This window comes from Candidatus Symbiopectobacterium sp. NZEC135 (genome assembly GCF_025962695.1).
Genome location: NZ_JAGFPF010001517.1, coordinates 1 through 520, shown reverse-complemented (window position 1 = coordinate 520; position 520 = coordinate 1). Strand labels below are relative to the sequence as shown.

The following is a 520-nucleotide window of genomic DNA, read 5'->3' as shown; positions in this document are numbered from 1 at the left end:
AATCAATTTGGTCAAGGTGGTTTTCCCCGAACCGGATGCCCCCACCACGGCGGTCATGCTATTGGCTGGCAGCGTCGCTGAAACATGTTGCAGCACCCGAACGCCAGGTTGGTAACTGAAGTCCACGTCCCGCAATTCGATGGCGTAGTGTTGCGGTGAAGGCACGGACTCGGTCGGTGCCGGTAACGACAGTTGTGACAGCACGTTTTCTGCCGCCTCCATCTGGGTTGACGCCATACGGATGCCGGAGCCATAAGAAGCCACTTCACTCAGGGGGTCGATAACCCGGCTCACCAGCACCAGTAAGGCAAACAGCGTGGTTTGCTGCGCGGCATCCCCCTCCATCACCACCAGCCAGGTAATTCCCGCCATCAACGTCATCAAGGCTAATTGCCCCAACCAGGTGTTCAGCAGCAGCGGCGGCAACACCAGCCACAGTTGACGCCGTGCGGCCCGGCTCTGCGCCACCAGCGCCTGATCAAATTGCCGATACCCCTGCGCAGCCTTGCCATAGGCGCGT

General features: G+C 60.0%; 1 protein-coding gene. It reads right to left on the bottom strand.

Annotation, left to right across the window (positions count from 1 at the left end; genetic code table 11):
- Positions 1-520: ATP-binding cassette domain-containing protein (locus J5224_RS35120; RefSeq protein ID WP_413544781.1), on the bottom strand; the 520-nt coding region annotated here is incomplete at both ends.